This window comes from Parvularcula sp. LCG005 (assembly GCF_032930845.1).
Classification (GTDB): domain Bacteria; phylum Pseudomonadota; class Alphaproteobacteria; order Caulobacterales; family Parvularculaceae; genus Parvularcula.
Genome location: NZ_CP136758.1, coordinates 2,155,708 through 2,171,811 on the forward strand (window position 1 = coordinate 2,155,708; position 16,104 = coordinate 2,171,811).

General features: G+C 59.8%; 15 protein-coding genes and 1 tRNA gene. 4 read left to right on the forward strand and 12 right to left on the reverse strand.

Annotated features, from left to right (window positions below):
- Positions 1-9: 9 nt before the first annotated feature.
- Both RUI03_RS10160 and RUI03_RS10165 read right to left on the reverse strand, forming a co-directional pair.
- A complete protein-coding gene (locus RUI03_RS10160) occupies positions 10-2,334 on the reverse strand; it encodes a response regulator (RefSeq protein WP_317287346.1) in 2,325 nt (774 codons plus the stop codon).
- A 130-nt stretch (positions 2,335-2,464) separates the two neighbouring features.
- Positions 2,465-2,539: transfer RNA gene (locus RUI03_RS10165), tRNA-Val, on the reverse strand.
- A 224-nt stretch (positions 2,540-2,763) separates the two neighbouring features.
- Between RUI03_RS10165 and RUI03_RS10170 the strand changes: the two genes are divergently transcribed.
- Together RUI03_RS10170 and RUI03_RS10175 are read left to right on the forward strand one after the other, a co-directional pair.
- Positions 2,764-4,389, forward strand: coding sequence for an O-antigen ligase family protein (locus RUI03_RS10170; RefSeq protein ID WP_317287347.1), 1,626 nt, complete (start codon positions 2,764-2,766; stop codon positions 4,387-4,389).
- A 97-nt stretch (positions 4,390-4,486) separates the two neighbouring features.
- On the forward strand, positions 4,487-5,110 hold the full coding sequence (locus RUI03_RS10175) for a PilZ domain-containing protein (protein ID WP_317287348.1): 624 nt from the start codon (positions 4,487-4,489) through the stop codon (positions 5,108-5,110).
- Positions 5,111-5,184: 74 nt separating this feature from the next.
- On the opposite strand, the gene RUI03_RS10180 is transcribed toward RUI03_RS10175, so the two are convergent.
- The 5 genes from RUI03_RS10180 to petA all read right to left on the reverse strand — a co-directional run bounded on the left by RUI03_RS10180 (position 5,185) and on the right by petA (position 9,301).
- Positions 5,185-5,511, reverse strand: a complete 327-nt coding sequence (locus RUI03_RS10180; protein ID WP_317287349.1) for a hypothetical protein — start codon at positions 5,509-5,511, stop codon at positions 5,185-5,187.
- Between the two features lie 63 nt (positions 5,512-5,574).
- Complete coding sequence (locus RUI03_RS10185; protein ID WP_317287350.1) at positions 5,575-6,450, reverse strand: S-methyl-5'-thioadenosine phosphorylase; 876 nt, start codon at positions 6,448-6,450, stop codon at positions 5,575-5,577.
- Positions 6,450-7,361, reverse strand: a complete 912-nt coding sequence (locus RUI03_RS10190) for a cytochrome c1 (RefSeq protein ID WP_317287351.1) — start codon at positions 7,359-7,361, stop codon at positions 6,450-6,452. The genes RUI03_RS10185 and RUI03_RS10190 overlap by 1 nt, the downstream gene beginning before the upstream one ends.
- 11 nt (positions 7,362-7,372) lie before the next feature.
- Entirely contained in the window at positions 7,373-8,707 is a 1,335-nt protein-coding gene (locus RUI03_RS10195) for a cytochrome b/b6 (protein WP_317287352.1), read from the reverse strand.
- Positions 8,708-8,713: 6 nt separating this feature from the next.
- On the reverse strand, positions 8,714-9,301 hold the full coding sequence (gene petA, locus RUI03_RS10200; protein ID WP_317287353.1) for a ubiquinol-cytochrome c reductase iron-sulfur subunit: 588 nt from the start codon (positions 9,299-9,301) through the stop codon (positions 8,714-8,716).
- Between the two features lie 109 nt (positions 9,302-9,410).
- Here petA and RUI03_RS10205 point away from each other — a divergent pair, with 109 nt between their 5' ends.
- Both RUI03_RS10205 and hemF read left to right on the forward strand, forming a co-directional pair.
- Entirely contained in the window at positions 9,411-9,923 is a 513-nt protein-coding gene (locus RUI03_RS10205) for a tRNA (cytidine(34)-2'-O)-methyltransferase (protein ID WP_317287354.1), read from the forward strand.
- 9 nt (positions 9,924-9,932) lie between these two features.
- The gene (gene hemF / locus RUI03_RS10210) at positions 9,933-10,814 is read left to right on the forward strand and encodes an oxygen-dependent coproporphyrinogen oxidase (RefSeq protein WP_317287355.1); all 882 of its coding nucleotides are present in this window, start codon (positions 9,933-9,935) and stop codon (positions 10,812-10,814) included.
- A 127-nt stretch (positions 10,815-10,941) separates the two neighbouring features.
- Here the strand turns inward: hemF and RUI03_RS10215 are convergent, their stop codons facing one another.
- The 5 genes from RUI03_RS10215 to RUI03_RS10235 form a co-directional block, all read right to left on the reverse strand.
- Positions 10,942-11,418, reverse strand: a complete 477-nt coding sequence (locus tag RUI03_RS10215) for a hypothetical protein (RefSeq protein WP_317287356.1) — start codon at positions 11,416-11,418, stop codon at positions 10,942-10,944.
- A gap of 78 nt (positions 11,419-11,496) precedes the next feature.
- Positions 11,497-12,708 carry a TIGR03087 family PEP-CTERM/XrtA system glycosyltransferase gene (locus RUI03_RS10220; protein WP_317287357.1) on the reverse strand — a complete coding sequence of 404 codons (1,212 nt, stop codon included), beginning with the start codon at positions 12,706-12,708 and terminating at the stop codon, positions 11,497-11,499.
- Positions 12,705-13,745, reverse strand: a complete 1,041-nt coding sequence (locus tag RUI03_RS10225) for a FemAB family XrtA/PEP-CTERM system-associated protein (RefSeq protein ID WP_317287358.1) — start codon at positions 13,743-13,745, stop codon at positions 12,705-12,707. The genes RUI03_RS10220 and RUI03_RS10225 overlap by 4 nt, the downstream gene beginning before the upstream one ends.
- Entirely contained in the window at positions 13,733-14,626 is an 894-nt protein-coding gene (locus tag RUI03_RS10230; RefSeq protein ID WP_317287359.1) for an XrtA system polysaccharide deacetylase, read from the reverse strand. Before RUI03_RS10230 ends, RUI03_RS10225 begins: the two co-directional genes overlap by 13 nt.
- Complete coding sequence (locus tag RUI03_RS10235) at positions 14,595-16,088, reverse strand: ExeA family protein (protein ID WP_317287360.1); 1,494 nt, start codon at positions 16,086-16,088, stop codon at positions 14,595-14,597. Before RUI03_RS10235 ends, RUI03_RS10230 begins: the two co-directional genes overlap by 32 nt.
- Positions 16,089-16,104 lie beyond the last annotated feature (16 nt).

The following is a 16,104-nucleotide window of genomic DNA, read 5'->3' on the forward strand; positions in this document are numbered from 1 at the left end:
GCACGCGGATCATGCCGCGTCAGCGATACTCCATTTCGACAGCATCGTGATGATGGAATCCCTGCGAACAGGCTTGCTCAGATAGTCATCCATGCCGGCCTGCCGGCATTTCTGGCGATCTTCCTCCATCACATGCGCGGTAACGCCAATGACGGGCGTGCGCGGCAGGTCGAGTTCCTGTTCAAGTGCCCGAATGGCCTGGGTCGCCTGCAAACCGTCCATTTCCGGCATGGACACGTCCATCAGGACAAGGTCAGGCTTGAATGACTGGAATTTCTCAACCGCAATCCGTCCGTTCCCGGCCAACTCAATGATCACCGCCTCTTTGGCCAGCATGCTGGTAATGACGAGCTGGTTCACCACATTGTCTTCAGCAATGAGGACGCGCAGGACATCTTTGTACAGCACTTTCTCAGTCGTTGCTGCAGACTTGGTCACGCTGACGGATGCAGGCTCGCTGAGCTGCCCTGACAGGGCGATGGCAAGCCGCTTTGCCAGAGCGCTTCCCCGCACCGGTTTCACAAGCCAGTCAACAAACTCCAGACGACCGCGCGTGTCAGTGCTCTGATGAGAAGATACTGATGACAGCATGACGATGGGCAGGGTCGCATATCCATCGCGCTTGCGCACTTCGACAGCGAACTTTTCGCCATCCATGTCAGGCATCTGAAAATCAGTGATGATGATGTCCGGTGGCGTCACCTTGGCGTCCATCCACTCGAGGGCGGCCTTGCCGGAATCAAACGGTATGGGGTGCCCGCCCCAGCTGCCGACCTGTTCGGTCAGAATCCGCCGGTTCACGGCATTGTCGTCGACAATCAGAATTGTCTTGCCAACCAGACACTCAATATTGGCTTCGACCGGCGATTCGAGTGCTGCCGCCTTTGGCAGGCGACATTCGATGATGAACGTGCTGCCGCTCCCCAATTTGCTTTCCGCACGGATAGTGCCGCCCATCAGCTCGATGATCGATCGACTGATCGTCAGCCCGAGCCCCGTCCCCTCATAGGAGCGGGAGCTTGTGGTATCGGCCTGCTCGAATTTTTCGAAGATGAGCCCCAGCTTGTCTTCAGGGATCCCGACGCCTGTATCAATCACCTGAATGGCAAGATCGACACTGTCAGCGGTCTCGGTACCGCTCACGTCGACCAGCACGTGACCACGATCGGTAAATTTGATGGCATTACTGACGAGATTGACAAGCACCTGACGGAAGCGGCCACCGTCGCCCTCGACATTCGGTGACAGGCCCGGCGCCCAACGGACCATCAGCTCAAGGTTCTTCTCGTCAGATCGCGAGGCCATCAACGCCATCACGTCCTCTACCGACCGCCGCAGATCAAACGGTGCCGGCGACAGCGTGAACTTGCCCGCCTCCAGCTTCGAGAAGTCGAGAATGTCATTGATGATGGAAACCAGCGACGTTCCCGACGACATGATGATGTCGGCCAGCTCGCGCTGACGTTCATCCAGACTGGTGTCGAGCATCAGCTCCGTCATCCCCAGAATGCCGTTCATGGGGGTCCGGATTTCGTGGCTCATATTGGCAAGGAAAGCCGATTTTGCCCGGTTGGCTTCTTCGGCCTTATGCAGCGCAAGGCTGAGTTCTTCGGTCCGTTCGTTGACCTGCTTCTCAAGATTACGGTCCCGGGCCTCGACCTCTCGCACCATGTCGTTGAAACCGCGGACGAGACCGCTGACTTCGTTTGCCCCGCTGGCCGTCGCACGCAGTCGATAGTTCTTGTCGACCCGCACCTGGTTCATGACGTCCAGAAGAGCGTTGATGGGCAGAACAAATGCGCGCGCGGCCATGCTCGACAACAGCGTCGCGAGAAGAATGCCGACCGCGAAAACGCTAATAATGATGTACAGATACTGGGACAGCGTTTCCCGCAACCGTTCATCGGACGTCGCAATCACCACCTGTCCAAGGACTTCACCGTCGAGGCTGATCGGCTGCTGCACAATGATATCGGTGTTGATTTGCCGGCTCTCCACCACGCCGTCCCGGTCATAGCGGGCGATGACATCGCCCTCGGCGTCCGTCACCACAGCGGATTTGATGTCGGGGATTTGCCCCAGGGCCTGCAGGTTTTCGAGAACAGCCGACGCATCGCTGAACAGCACCGCTGCAGAGACGTTGGACGCTGTCACAATGGCCAGTTCGTTGCGCTCGCGCTGCAGGTCCTCGCGGAAGGACGATGTTTCATGCAGCAGCAGGCTGACGCTCGCCATCAACAGAACTGTCGTCGCCACGAAAATCGAAAGGAGCGACGCCTGCTTGGCAATGGACAAATTGCGCAGCGGACGACCAAGCCAACGAGCGATGTACACGATAGAAACCCCTTTGCAGGGATACTTTTACGACCAAAGGCTTAAAACTAGCTCTACGTATCAGGGGCGGCGCCACGAAGAGCGACTGCCTGATAAAAAAACCACCAGCTCGGCTCTGAGAGATCGAGAATGGTGGGCGTACCAAGGTTCGAACTTGGGACCCCTACGATGTCAACGTAGTGCTCTACCACTGAGCTATACGCCCGTCGCCGAGCGCGTGCCCGAAACGAGAACCGGGGCATACAAAGCTGCAGCTTCGCGTTCAAGCAGAAAAAGACATATCTGCAGAAGAATTCCGCTGTCACGGACGATGATCATCGCCGCGACAAATCAAATCATGTTAACGCGCGGTTCTGGTAACTATCCTATAGGAGGATAAGGCCGGCCCCGAGCACAGCGCCTACCGACCCGCAACAGAGCGAACCTTAAATGCCCAACGCCATGGATATAAAAGCGTTCATCCTGTTGATGATCGCCTTGTCCTTCGCCGCTTTCTTCCGCCCGAAAGTGAAGGATGACCCGATCTCCAACCGGGTGGTTCTGTTCTGGTTCGTGGCGGCGACCATTCTGATGCTTGCCGCCGTGGTCTGGGTCCGGTTCCTGCTGCTTGCCATTGCAGCGATCATCCTGGCGCCCAAGGAGATGGATTATCGCCCGGCCTTCTATCTGACCGCCATCGTCGCCATCGTTTCCCGGATGCAGTACCGCGTCCCGTTCCCGGGCATCAACTATCTGATCGTCATTGACCCGGCGATGATGGTCGCGCTCGCCGTCGGCATCCCTGCTCTGATCGGCTTTATGGTGCAGCGGCCAAAGGATGATCCCCGAGCCGGCACGCCGGGTACCGATTTCCTGGTGCTGTTTCTCGTTGGCCTGACCGCGTTTCTGTTGTCGCGCGGGGCAAATGCGACATTCACCAACACGCTTCGCAACATCATCCTGCAGTTCACGATCCTCTACATTCCCTATGCCGTCATGTCCCGGGGCCTGGCGAACTGGAATGCCATTCGCGCCCTCGTCATTGCGACCATGACCAATGGTGTGATGATGGTTGCCGCTGGGCTGATGTGCTGGGCGATGAACTGGAACCTGTATTTTCAGGCGGCGACGTTTGTTGAGATGATGGCCGCGTTCTATCGGTCCGGTGCCGTCCGTGTCGCCGTAACGACCGAGCCGACGGTGATCGGAATCTGTCTGACGGCGTTCATGATGGCGCTGTGGTTCCTGCGCAAACAGCTGACAACATCGAAGATCTTCATTTGGGGATGGCTGGGCGGAGGGCTCTTCATCCTCCTGGCGACCCAGGCCCGGGGGGCCTACCTCACCGCCATGGCGGCTGGCGCGGCGTTGCTTGTCTGCAAGATCAAGTCTGTGGGCGCGCGCATCGCGCTGGTCACTGGCCTTGGCGCTGTCATGATCACTCTCTACCTCGCGCTCAGCGCGTCGGGCTTTGAATCCGTCGACAAATACGGAACATTCGAATACCGCCAGGAGCTGCTTGAAGCCAGCGTCAAGGAAGTGAAGGGCTCACCCTTTTTCGGCAATCCTGACTACTACAACAGCCCGAACTTCCAGCATCTCTGGCAGGGCGACGGCATTATCGATTTCGTGAACACCTATGTTCAGTATGCGCTGAAATTCGGGCTGATCGGCCTGATGCTGCATATCCTGCTGTTTTCGAACGCCGGGCTGCGATCCATCAAACACGCGGACCGGTTGCGATTTGGGTCCGGCCCGCTGACCGATGATGGTTCTGCGGGCATTGGATACGGCGTTGCGGCGCTGATGGCTGGCATGATGGCCATGATCATGACCATCAGTACCGTGTCCTATATCGAGCCGTTTCTGTCGATATTGGTCGGCACAGCAGCCGCCTATGCGCGCGTGACCAAGGCGAATCTGGCGTCCGCCACACCACTGTCAGCCGTGACGGCTTCACCGCAGCCAGAGCCTGCGCCCCAACCTCACGAAGAAGCCGCCAAGCCAAATGCGCTACCGGGCCGCAAACCCTTCGAGATCGATGTGACACCGGGTCCGCGGGGATGGTCGGGCTGAATTTAGTTGATTTTTAATAGAAATTAGCGGGGCGTAAAAACGCGATCGTCATAACTTAGCGCCAGCCTGCCCACCGTATGCGTGGGGAGTTGCGTTGATGGGTACAGTCAAAAGCTATCGGACCGATCTGCCGGCACGATTGCTTATACAGGGAATGCCCGAGCGGTCAGGCCGCGTTGTCCGGATGGCCAGAGGCGGTGTTCTGGTCGAAGGCGTACACGACGCTGCAGATAATGCATCGGTCGTCCTTTATCTTGAAACCGGTGAGCGGTTCGAGGGGACCCTGCGGCAGGTCGGACGGGATGTCGTCAGCATCGCGGTACGCCGTTCAGAGAAAAAGCATTCAAACCTCTGGCGCTATCTCGACGAGAAGTATGGTGGCTCCTCCCCCATCCGGCCCGTGTCTGAGCGGCAGGAGCGCCGCCAGCGCGGCGCCGAACGGATAAAGGCCGACGTGCCGCGAACCCTGTGCACCCTGCCCGATGGCCGCCAAATCCCCGCACGGGTCATGGACATCTCATTGAGCGGCATGGCCATCGCAATGGATCACGTGGCGGAGATCGATGACATTATCGCCATCGGCAAGGTGAAAGCCCGGATCATCCGGCGAACCGACAAGGGATATGGCTGTGAAATTCTGCCCGAAATCAGCCGGGGGCGGATCGCCACGACGGAGGCTCAGCTGGCCCGCACCCGAACGGGTACGGATCAATGCGACTGACGACAGAGGGACCGACAGCAAAACGGCCCGCCCCTTTCGAGGCGAGCCGTTCTGACTGAGCATCAAGCAATCAATTAATTGCCAGGGTCTTTGCTGTCGTCGACATCAACATCAGCTTCGACATCAACGTCAGGTGCGTTCAGACCTTCGTCATCAATGACTTCGTCTTCAAGGCCATCAGCGTCGTCTTCAGGAACGTCAACGCTGACCGTTGGCACTTCCATCGTGACTTCTTTCGTCCCGGTGCTGACTTCTGGACCGCGGACTTCAACGTCAGGCAATTCCCCACCATCAACGTCGACGGAAGGCATTTCGCCGCCTTCAACGTCCGTATCAGTGAAATACATCCACGCCACTGCGGCGACCAGAACAACAACAATTGCGGCAATAACTTTACCCATGGAAACCTCTCCTTTGGTTTGAGAAGAGAACACGACAGAACCGTAATGGTTCCACAGGTCGAATTAACTTGTAACGCGAGAGATAATCGGGGCGAGTTTTTTCATGAGGACAGGATCGCGATGATCCGGTGCCGTGATCAGGGCAAAGTCGAGCACGGTTTCGATGCCAGCTGGCGACGGTGTGCGTTTCGGGCCGATGGTCGGCGCCAGTTTCTGCAGCATGGTCCGGGCTTTATCCGCGTTGCCACGCAGCACTTCGAGCACGTTCGAGACTTCGACCGCCGCCACTTCCTCGTGCCAGCAATCATAATCCGTGACCATGGCGAGGGCCGCGTAAGGCAATTCGGCTTCCCGGGCGAGTTTGGCTTCGGGCATGTTGGTCATGCCGATCACATCGCAGCCCCAGGATCGATAGAGCTTGGATTCTGCGAGGGTCGAGAACTGCGGCCCCTCCATGGCGAGGTAGGTCCCGCCCATGTGCACGGCGATATCCGATGCTTCGCAGGCATCAAAGACCCGCTGGGACAGGCCGGGGCAGACGGGGTGCGCCATGGAGACGTGGGCGACAAGACCGGGACCAAAAAAGCTGGAGGCCCGTCCGCGCGTTCTGTCGATGAACTGGTCGACCACCACAAAGGTCCCCGGCGCCAGTTCTTCGCGGAACGACCCGCAGGCCGAGATGGACAGCACGTCTGTCGCACCGAGCATTTTCAGCGCGGCGATGTTGGCCTGGAAATTCAGATCGGATGGGGGAATGCGGTGCCCCGCGCCGTGGCGAGGCAGGAAGAGCATGCGGACGCCGGAGAGCCGTCCTTCCAGAATGGGATCGGACGGCTTGCCCCAGGGCGTGTCGATATCGTGCTCGGCAACTGTTTCAAGACCATCGAGCGCGTAGAGCCCGCTGCCACCGATGACAGCGAGGCTCATTTCGTCACTCATCAGTGAACCTTCTTCCAGATCTGCTTGTAGGAAAAGTAAACGATCCCGGCGAAGATCAGGAGATAGAGGAGCACGGCGCGGCCCAGCGATTTACGCTGTTCCAGCTTGGGCTCGGCGGCCCATTGCAGGAAAGCAACCACGTCCTCGGCATACTGCTCGACCGTTTCGGGCGAGCCGTCTTCATAGCTGATGACGCCATCTTTAAGCGGCGCTGCCATTTTGAAGACGCCGCCTGGAGGCAGTTCGACGCCGTCTTTGACGTGACCTTCCTCATCAACATATTCAGGCTTCAGAAGCGCTTTGGTGTCGCCGGGATAGTACGGGTTGTAATGCTGCCCCGCAGGAACCGAGATCGTTTCCGGCGGCTCCTCATAGCCCGTGATGAGGCTATAGATATAAGCCGGGCCATGATGCCGGGCTTTCACCAGAAGGCTCATGTCAGGAGGATACGCCCCACCATTGGCCGCCTGGGCCTGTTCACGGTTGGCATAGGGTGATGGCAGATAATCAGATACCAGACCCGCACGCATGAACATGTCACCGGCATCATCGGGTCCGTCTTCGAACTGATAGTCCTTGGCCAGCGACTTGATGATCGGGTTGGACACCGGGTTCGAACAGTCCGTCGACTCCGGGATGCCAAGACCTTCAGGACAGCGGTCCAGATAGAACGGCCCACCCTTTTGGCCCAGATGGCGGAACGCGACGAGGTCCATGGAGTGACAGGAGGCACAGACGGTCCGGTAGACCTGATAGCCGCGCTGCAGCTGGGCCTGGTCGTAGTGACCAAGGATACCCGCCCAGCTTTCGTGAACGTGCTTCAGTTCCTTGGTTTGACCTTCGGCAGCCGTAGCAGCAGATGTCAGGCCAAGGGCGGCAAAGGCGGCAAGAGCAGCGGATTTCATCATCATTTTCATTGTTCTTACTCCGCCGGCACCGGACGCGTCGCCGTACCCGGCAGGTCCTTTGGAACGGTCGGGATGAGATGCTTTTTCTTGTCTTTCAGAACCGCTTCCGAGATCGAGCGTGGCAGTTCTTTCGGTGTTTCAGTCACCGACAGCACCGGCAGGATGATGAGGAAGTAGGCAAAGTAATACGCCGTGCCGAACTGCGCCATCATGATGTAAGGCTGTTCGGCCGGTTTACCGCCGAGCCATCCGAGGAAGAAGAAGTCCACGAACAGAACCAGGAGCCACAGCTTGGCAATTGGCCGATAACGCATGGATCTGACCTTGGAGCGGTCAAGCCATGGCAGGAGAAGCCAGATCAGGATCGACGCCAGCATGGCGATCACCCCGCCGAGCTTTGAGTTGATCAGGACGATATCTGTGAACGGAATGCCGATATCAAACGTGATGGCGCGCAGCATCGCGTAAAACGGCAGGAAGTACCATTCAGGAACGATGTGTGCCGGCGTCACCAGCGGATTGGCGCGGATATAGTTGTCCGGGTGACCCAGGGCGTCCGGCATGAAGAACACGAACGTCATGAACAGGATCATGAACAGGATAATCGCGAAGCCGTCTTTCACCGTGTAATACGGGTGGAAAGGCACGGTGTCTTTCTCGTCCTGAACATCGATGCCTGACGGGTTGTTGTTGCCCGGCACGTGCAGCGCCCAGATGTGCAGGATCACAAGACCAGCAATCAGGAATGGCATCAGGTAATGCAGCGCGAAGAACCGGTTCAGCGTCGGGTTGTCGACCGAGAAACCGCCCCAGAGGAGGGTCTTGATCGGGTCACCGACCACCGGCACCGCAGATGCCAGTGAGGTAATCACAGTCGCGCCCCAATAGGACATCTGACCCCATGGCAGCACATAGCCCATGAACGCGGTGCCCATCATCAGGAGGAAGATGAGAACGCCGAGGATCCACAGGATCTCCCGCGGTTCCTTGTAGGAACCATAATAGAAGCCCCGGGCAATGTGCAGATAGACGGCGATGAAGAACATCGACGCGCCGTTCATATGCGTGTCGCGGATGAGCCAGCCAAAGTTTACGTCACGGTCGATGTGCTCGACAGACCAGAACGCCCATTCGGTATGGGCGGTATAGTGCATGGCAAGAACCACGCCGGTCACGATCTGCACCATCAGCATGATCGCGAGGATGCCGCCGAAGGTCCAGAAATAGTTCAGGTTCTTTGGCGTCGGAAAATCGACGAAGCTGTCATAGCCCAGACGGACAATTGGCATGCGCCGGTCAATGAACTTCTCGACGCCAGTTTTGGGATCATATGTGCTTTGATGTGACATTGCAGATTAGCCAAGCCTCACAACGGTGTCGGAGATGAATTCGAGCGGCGGAACGGCGAGGTTCTGGGGCGCTGGCCCCTTCCGGATACGACCAAGCGAGTCGTAGTGGCTGCCGTGACAGGGGCAGAACCACCCGCCGTAATCGCCTTTGACCTCACCCTCGGCCGTGCCGAGCGGGATACAGCCAAGGTGCGTACAGACGCCCAGAACGATCAGCATGTCGCCCTGCGCCAGACGGTTGTCTTCGGTCGCATCGCCACTGCCAAGATTGGCGTTGCGGGCGTCCTTGTCTTTCAGAGCACTCAGCGGTGTCGCCTTGTCCTCTTTCATTTCCTTGTCCGTCAGGCGGCGGATGAACACCGGCTTGCCCTGCCACATCGCCTTGATGGCCTGCCCCGGCTCCAGCGAGCCCAAGCTGACTTCTTTGGTCGCGAGGGCGCGAACGTCGGCAGCGGGGTTCATCTGCTGCACCAGCGGCAGGACCACGCTGACCGCAGCGGCCGCAGCCGTCCCGGTAGCGAGGAGATGAATAAAGTCGCGGCGGCCTTGATCAACGCCGTCGGGAGACATGGTGGGCTCTTCTGATACGCTCATGTGTCTTCAATCCGTCGGAAAAATTGCGGCGGCTTTGCCATGCGTTCTCTCGATAGTCTAGTGATCCATGCCCATTAGGGCGCATTCGCCGCGTATGAGGGAAAGATTAGTGGATAGAGTTAACAATTTAGCCCTCGGTCTGGTGCTTTTTCAGCCTGAAATCGCAACGAACCTTGGTGCGGCGATTCGTATTGCCGCCTGTTTTGATGCGCGGCTGCATGTAATTGAGCCCTGCGGGTTTCCTTGGAAGTCAAAAGACATTGCGCGTGTGGCCATGGATTACACCGATCTCGCCCCGCCCCAGCGGCATCCGTCCTGGTCGGCATTCAATGCCTCACCGCCGGGGCGTCTGGTTCTGTTGACGACAAAAGCCGATCAGACGATCCATGATCACGTTTTCCAGGCAGGGGATCTCATCGTGATGGGTCAGGAAAGCGCCGGTGCCCCGCCCCATGTCCATGCAGCGGCCGCGGCTCGGGTGCGCATCCCGCTTGGACCACAGGCGCGGTCACTCAACATGGCCGTTGCTGCCGCCATCGCCCTGTCAGAGGCCCGCCGTCAGATCGGCTACACCCCTTCTGACACGCCAAGAACAATTGATTCCGGCCCTCCATCAGCTTAACGGCGCAGCATGACCACCATCGATGACAGAAAAGCCGCAGCGAAGAGCTGGTTCGAGGCGTTGCGAGATAAGATCTGCGCCCGCTTCGAAGCGCTGGAAGACGCAGCAGACCCTGCCCTGTACGGCGACATGCCGGCCGGCCGCTTCGCGTTCTCACCGTGGGATCGGTCAAAGGAGGCCTCAGAGGACCATGGCGGCGGCGTGATGGGCATGCTGCATGGCCGTGTCTTCGAAAAGGCTGGCGTCCATGTTTCCACCGTGTATGGCGAATTCTCGGAAGAGTTCCGGCACCAGATCCCGGGCGCGTCAGAGGACCCTAGGTTCTGGGCCTCGGGCATCAGCCTGATCGCCCACACGCGCAATCCTCATGCGCCAGCCGCCCATCTGAACACGCGCATGATCGTGACGACCCAGAACTGGTTCGGCGGCGGCGGCGATCTCAACCCCATGCTCGACCGCTATCGGGGCGATGACCACGAGGACACGGTCGCTTTTCATGCCGCGTTCAAGAGCGCCTGTGATGCCCATGACGAGGCCTATTATCCGAAGTTCAAGGCGTGGTGCGACGAGTACTTCTTCCTGCCTCACCGCAACGAGGCGCGCGGCGTCGGTGGGATCTTCTACGATCGCCACGATACCGGCGACTGGGACGCGGACTTTGCCTTCACGCAGGATGTGGGCAGCGCCTTTGCCGATATTTATCCCGATCTCGTCGGGCAGCGGATGAACACACCGTGGAGCGACGACGATCGCGCCGAACAGCTGGTCCGCCGCGGCCGCTACGCCGAATTCAATCTGCTATACGATCGCGGTACGACCTTTGGCCTGCGCACGGGCGGGAATGTGGAGTCGATTCTGTCGAGCCTGCCGCCGCTGGCGACCTGGCCGTAAACTGCAATCGCATTCGACAGCGGCGTCTGAAAAAACATGTAAAAATGGCGGGCCCCCGACCCGCCATCTTTCTTCCGATTGCCCAGATCGGACCGAAATACCCTCCCGATATTTCGGCTTCTCCCCCCTACCGGTGCTCGTCGCCCTTCAGACCGGACATGCCCACAAGGGCTGCCAGAAGTCCGAATGCCCCCACGGCATAGCCACCCCACCGGAAATCGCTCAACGAAGCCCCGTCGATCATGAGGAGATCTTTCGCGAACAGGGCAAAGGTCACAACAGCCAGAGCCCCGGTCAAAATCGTCAAAATGCTGGTCACGCGACCGATCACCGGCAGCAGACCCAGAATATTCAGGACCGCCGAGACCACGCCGGCGATGACCGTATAGGTCATCAACTGGCCCATCAGACCGCCACCGGGTGCGCAGTCGCCAGAGACACTGAAGGTCAGGTCGATAAAGCAGTCGGCGGTCGTTTCCGCGAATTTCATCCCCTCAATCGTCGCGCCAGGCATCGAATTGGTGATTGTGCCGGTGGCGTCGATAATCCACGGGCCGAAATAGGCCGCAGCGGCAATAGCGAGCGAGAGTAGAATCCGGATCATAGCGGGTCCATTCGTCAGCGATATGTGGACGTTAACAACGGATTAATGTTCGGCCAAGGGCAAATTTGGCCACGCGCCTCAATCGGTTGGCGACCGTGGCAAAGCTGCATCGAAACGCGCGAGCGTGTCGGACCAGCGATAGGACGTCCGGATGAGTGTCTGTGCCGCCTCGCCCAGACGCGCGGCTTCCGACGGCGATGCGAGCAGCGCATCAATAGCGGTGAACGTTTCCTCCGCCCCATCGGCGCAGACGAGGTGCGTGCCAGGCGCTGCACCTGTTCCGGTCACTGCCCCGGGACTGGCGACCACCGGCTTGCCCATCGCCATCGCCTCCAGCACCTTGTTCTGCACGCCGCGCGCAATGCCGAGCGGCGCGACGGCAATCTTTGAGGCGGTCAGATACGGACGGATATCAGGCACACGGCCGGTGACGGTGACCCCGTCCGTCTGGGCAAGGGCGAGGACCACGTCGGTCGGTCGTGCGCCGACAATGCCGAATGTCAGGTGTGGATGCACCCGACGAAGCTGTGGCCAGACCGCTTTCACGAACCAGACCGCCGCCTCGATATTGGGGCGATAGTCCATGGCCCCGGTGAAAATGATATCGAACGCCTCGGCAGGGATATCCTGCGCCTTTTCTGGCGCCCAATACTCCGTATCCACCCCGTTCCGGAACCAGTCCACCTTGTCTGCCTTCCCGCCGTCCTGTGGGCGGACAAGGTCCGCCTCTTCCGGCGATACAAGAAACAGGGCAGCGGCCCAGCGAGCCATTGCGCGTTCCTCTGCCTGCACGAGCCGGGCTTCGCGCCGAAAGAACGCGCGCCGAAGACCGTTGCCGTTTTCTGCATAGGCGGCAAATTTAGCACTGTCGGCATCACAAAGATCGATGATGGCCGGCGCTGTGGCATGCTCAAGATAGGGGGCCATCTGCGACGAGAAGGCGATCTCCACGGCCGGGCCCGTTCGCCGCTGTCGCTCAACCCACTCCCTCATCGCACGGTCCCGATAGATACCGAAGCTGACCGCCCTGCCCTTGGCCAGCGCCGTCAGACTGCGGCGTATCATGCGCGACCGGTTCAGGGGCAGATAGAACGTCTCCGCACACAGATCATCCAGAACGGCACGATATTGCATATCCGCAGGGTCGTCGATGAGACACCCCAGCGAAACCTCATACCGACCAGCCAGATGGCGAAGCAGGTTCCAGGACCGGATCTTGTCCCCCTTGTCCGGCGGATAGGGAATGCGGTGACACAGAAAGATCGCCTTCTGGCGCGCCCGCGCTGTCATGCCAGATGCCGCGCCAGCATGGGGCCAAGCCGTGTGGCGATCGGCATGGGCAGGTGCTTCCAACTTTGCGACAGAAGCGCGAATTTTGGATTCTGCGGATTGACGTTCGGTGTTTCTTCCGCCCCGAGAAGTTTATACAGATACGTCATGGGCTGCGGCTCGATCCCCCAAAAGGTCTTGTAGGCGTGGGAGCCTGTCCCCCGCTTTGAGCGGCCAAGATCGAAGGTCGTGCACCCCCGCTCCGCCGCATGCCCCAGCATCCACCAGTACAGATAATCTCCGGCGTGAAACGCCCGGGCGCGCGGTGAGATGAAGGCGTTGTAGAGGATGACGGTGTCGCCATGATAATAGCTGATTACGCCGCATAGGGGATCACTCCCCGCACGGACCAGCGTCAACTCCATCGCATCACCAAAGGCGGCCTTTTGGGCTTCCAGCCATTGGCGAGGAAAAACCGGCGTCCCCAGATTGCGCTGGGCCTCGGCGAAATGCAGCCAGAACGTCCGCATATCAGCGGACTGTTCGGCGGACAGCCTGCCCTCTTCAGCCATCGCAATGGCTTTGCGGATATCGGCCCGCTTTTTACGGGGAATAGCCTTCAGCCGGCTGTCTTCATCGGGCAGAATAGGACACGTGAAAGCGTCATAGATGGCCGCCTTTTCGTGCCATCCCTCCTCATGCTGATCAGGGCTGCGCAATTCGATATAGTCAGCTTTGATCCGCGTGGCCTCGGCCTCTGCGGCATCAAGCAAAGCCCGGCGCGCCTCATCATCATCATCGGCGATGACGCCGCCGCCGGTGGTGAAGCCGACTGATATCAGGGCCCGCCCGAGCAGCATGGAACGACGGTCGATGAGCGGCAGGATGCCTGCAATCTGCCCGTCACGCTCTGCATACAGATAGATGGGCGATTGGCCATAAGCCTGCCGCACCACATCGCCCCAGCCAAAGCGGTGAAAAAAGCTGCCCCTAGCGGCATAGGCATCCCATCGCGCCGCATCAGCCGGGGTCGCCTGCCGGACGCTTACGCCGGACACGGTGTTTCCTGCAGCACAGGCGCGGCGATCTTGTCCGCGAACACCTCGTCGATCCGACCCCAGCTGAAGTCACCAACCAGACGCTCTAGCTTCGTTTCCATATGCTGGAGATTCAGACGATGGCGCAGACGGGATTTCAGCGGCAGCCCCGCGACCTTCGGCTGTCCTGGATCGATTTCCCAGGGGTGGAAGTAGAAGACGCCATTGCGCCCCGACCGCTCAAGCGCACGCCACATATACTGACTGGCTGCATAGGGCATGGCGCGAAACCATCCGCCCCCGGCACAGGTCTGGCGTCGCCCCATCATTTCCACGACAGCGACAGGGATTTCGGTGATCCGGTCGGCTGCGTAGGGACCCATTGGGGCATTGGGATCGCCATAATGGTCATGGGCGATCGGATGGCTGGATGAGGAATAGCTATGCCCCGTCTCGCCCAGGATCCGGTGCGCGTGCGGCGTCCGGCCGTCCATCGAAAAACCGGCGGCGCGGTAACCGCGAATGGGGACGCCGGTGACGTCCTCCAGAATCGACTTCGTCCTGATGACATCGGCGCGAAATTCGTCCGGCATCTGATCGAACACTTTGGTGTGGTCATAGCCGTGGCTGGCAATCTCATGCCCGGCGCTGGCAAGGGCCCTGATCGTTTCGGGACAGCGCTCAGCAACCCAGCCAAGGACAAAGAACGTCGCCTTGACGTCGTGCCGGTCGAAGAGGTCGAGAATCCGGCTCGTCGTGTCATGGACGCGAAGCGCGTAATTTTCCCAGTCCGCCCGCTCAATGACCGAGGACAGGGCCCAGACCTGGAACCAGTCCTCGACATCCACCGACATGGCGTGGCGAGGCGTGTCAGCCACGTCGCAACGTGTCGAGTCGCTCATTGAGGCTCTTGAGGCGTGCACTGACATTCTCCCGCGATTGACGGCGCCGCTCTTCAAGTTGCTCGGTTTCGTCGCGCAGGGTTTTGAGCGTCGCCCGCAGCCTGTCAAGGGTTGAGCGTGTGTCCGCCAGGAAAGCTCCCATGGCCTTCTTTGTTTCACTGTCTTCGGACGGCGCCCAGGCACTGAGCATCGCGGTCATGTCCATGCCATCAAGACGGCTGATGTCTTCCGGCGACAATTGGGTAGCGTGATCCCAAAGCTCCCCTTCCATGGCGGGGGCGGCGGGGAGTGCCCGGCCGGTTGGCGCTGGTGGCGTTGGCACCGCGGTCGTCTGCTGGCGACGCTGCATCAGGTCCTGCGGCGACATGGCGGGCCGGCGAACCGGTATCGGTACCGGCGGCGGCGTTCCCGCGGTCGCGCCCGGGGCCGGACCGCTGATTGACGCGATCGCCGCATTCAACTGACTGACACTGACCGCAACGCCGCGGCGCTGGGGCGGTTGCTCAATCGGTGGCAGGGACGTGGGCGCGGGCTCTTCAGCCGTTTCAGCACTGGCGACGTCGACGGCCTGCGGAGCGGGCTGCTCAAGCGCTGGCTCATTGGCGACCGGCGTCGAGGTCATTTCGGCGACATCGGTGCTGGCCGTGTCGTCTTTCTCGGCCGCGGGATCATCGGCGACCGCCGTTTCATTCAGCACATCGCCTTCGCTGACCTGGTTGTGACCGGCCCGGTCAGCCTGGTGCAGCGCGCGGGTCGCAACTTCGTTGATCTGCGCTGGTATACCATTGGTCTTGGCCACGATGGCACGCAGGGCGTCATCGGAAAAGATATCGTCCCGGCTGGCACCGGCCGCGGCAAGGCGTTTGCCGATATAGGCTCGGGCTTCCACAGGAGACAGTGGCGGCAGGTGATAGGAGGCGATGATGCGCTGGCGCAGTTTCTCCATGTCGGCGCGATAAAGCACGCTGCGCAATGGTGTCCGACCGCACAAAGAGATCTGCAGCAGGGCTTCGCCATCATGGAAGATGTTGGCCAGTTGCCGGAGGCGCTCCAGCGACAGGTCCGGCAAATGCTCAGCGTCATCAATGACGACGGAATAGGATCGCCCTGCCGCCCGCTCGCGATGCAGTGCATCGATCAGGGTCTCCTCCCCTTCGGCATCCGCAGGACCGCCAATGGCAGTCAGGATCGGGGTATCAGCATCCGCACCGCTGATATCACGGGCGTTGATGGCAACGACACGGCGGCCCGGCACCAGCTCTTCTGACAGAAGCTGCGACACGATGAGGGATTTTCCAACCCCGGCATCACCGGTGACGATGACGATCCCCTCGCCCTGTTTAATTCCATACCGCAGGTGCGCCAGAGCGCGACGTTGGGCTTCAGCCTCGACCAGAGACGCCTGGCCAGGCTCAGATGCAAAAGGAACCTTGTTCAGGCCAAATCGCGCTTCGATACTCATCCGCGCACCACACTAG

Bases quoted from the DNA above. Each gene is read 5' to 3' on its own strand.
- RUI03_RS10170 (WP_317287347.1), top strand. From the start codon at position 2,764: ATGCCCAACGCCATGGATATAAAAGCGTTCATCCTGTTGATGATCGCC.
- RUI03_RS10175 (WP_317287348.1), top strand. From the start codon at position 4,487: ATGGGTACAGTCAAAAGCTATCGGACCGATCTGCCGGCACGATTGCTT.
- RUI03_RS10180 (WP_317287349.1), bottom strand. From the start codon at position 5,511: ATGGGTAAAGTTATTGCCGCAATTGTTGTTGTTCTGGTCGCCGCAGTG.
- RUI03_RS10185 (WP_317287350.1), bottom strand. From the start codon at position 6,450: ATGAGTGACGAAATGAGCCTCGCTGTCATCGGTGGCAGCGGGCTCTAC.
- RUI03_RS10190 (WP_317287351.1), bottom strand. From the start codon at position 7,361: ATGATGATGAAATCCGCTGCTCTTGCCGCCTTTGCCGCCCTTGGCCTG.
- RUI03_RS10195 (WP_317287352.1), bottom strand. From the start codon at position 8,707: ATGTCACATCAAAGCACATATGATCCCAAAACTGGCGTCGAGAAGTTC.
- petA (WP_317287353.1), bottom strand. From the start codon at position 9,301: ATGAGCGTATCAGAAGAGCCCACCATGTCTCCCGACGGCGTTGATCAA.
- hemF (WP_317287355.1), top strand. From the start codon at position 9,933: ATGACCACCATCGATGACAGAAAAGCCGCAGCGAAGAGCTGGTTCGAG.
- RUI03_RS10215 (WP_317287356.1), bottom strand. From the start codon at position 11,418: ATGATCCGGATTCTACTCTCGCTCGCTATTGCCGCTGCGGCCTATTTC.
- RUI03_RS10220 (WP_317287357.1), bottom strand. From the start codon at position 12,708: ATGACAGCGCGGGCGCGCCAGAAGGCGATCTTTCTGTGTCACCGCATT.
- RUI03_RS10230 (WP_317287359.1), bottom strand. From the start codon at position 14,626: ATGAGCGACTCGACACGTTGCGACGTGGCTGACACGCCTCGCCACGCC.
- RUI03_RS10235 (WP_317287360.1), bottom strand. From the start codon at position 16,088: ATGAGTATCGAAGCGCGATTTGGCCTGAACAAGGTTCCTTTTGCATCT.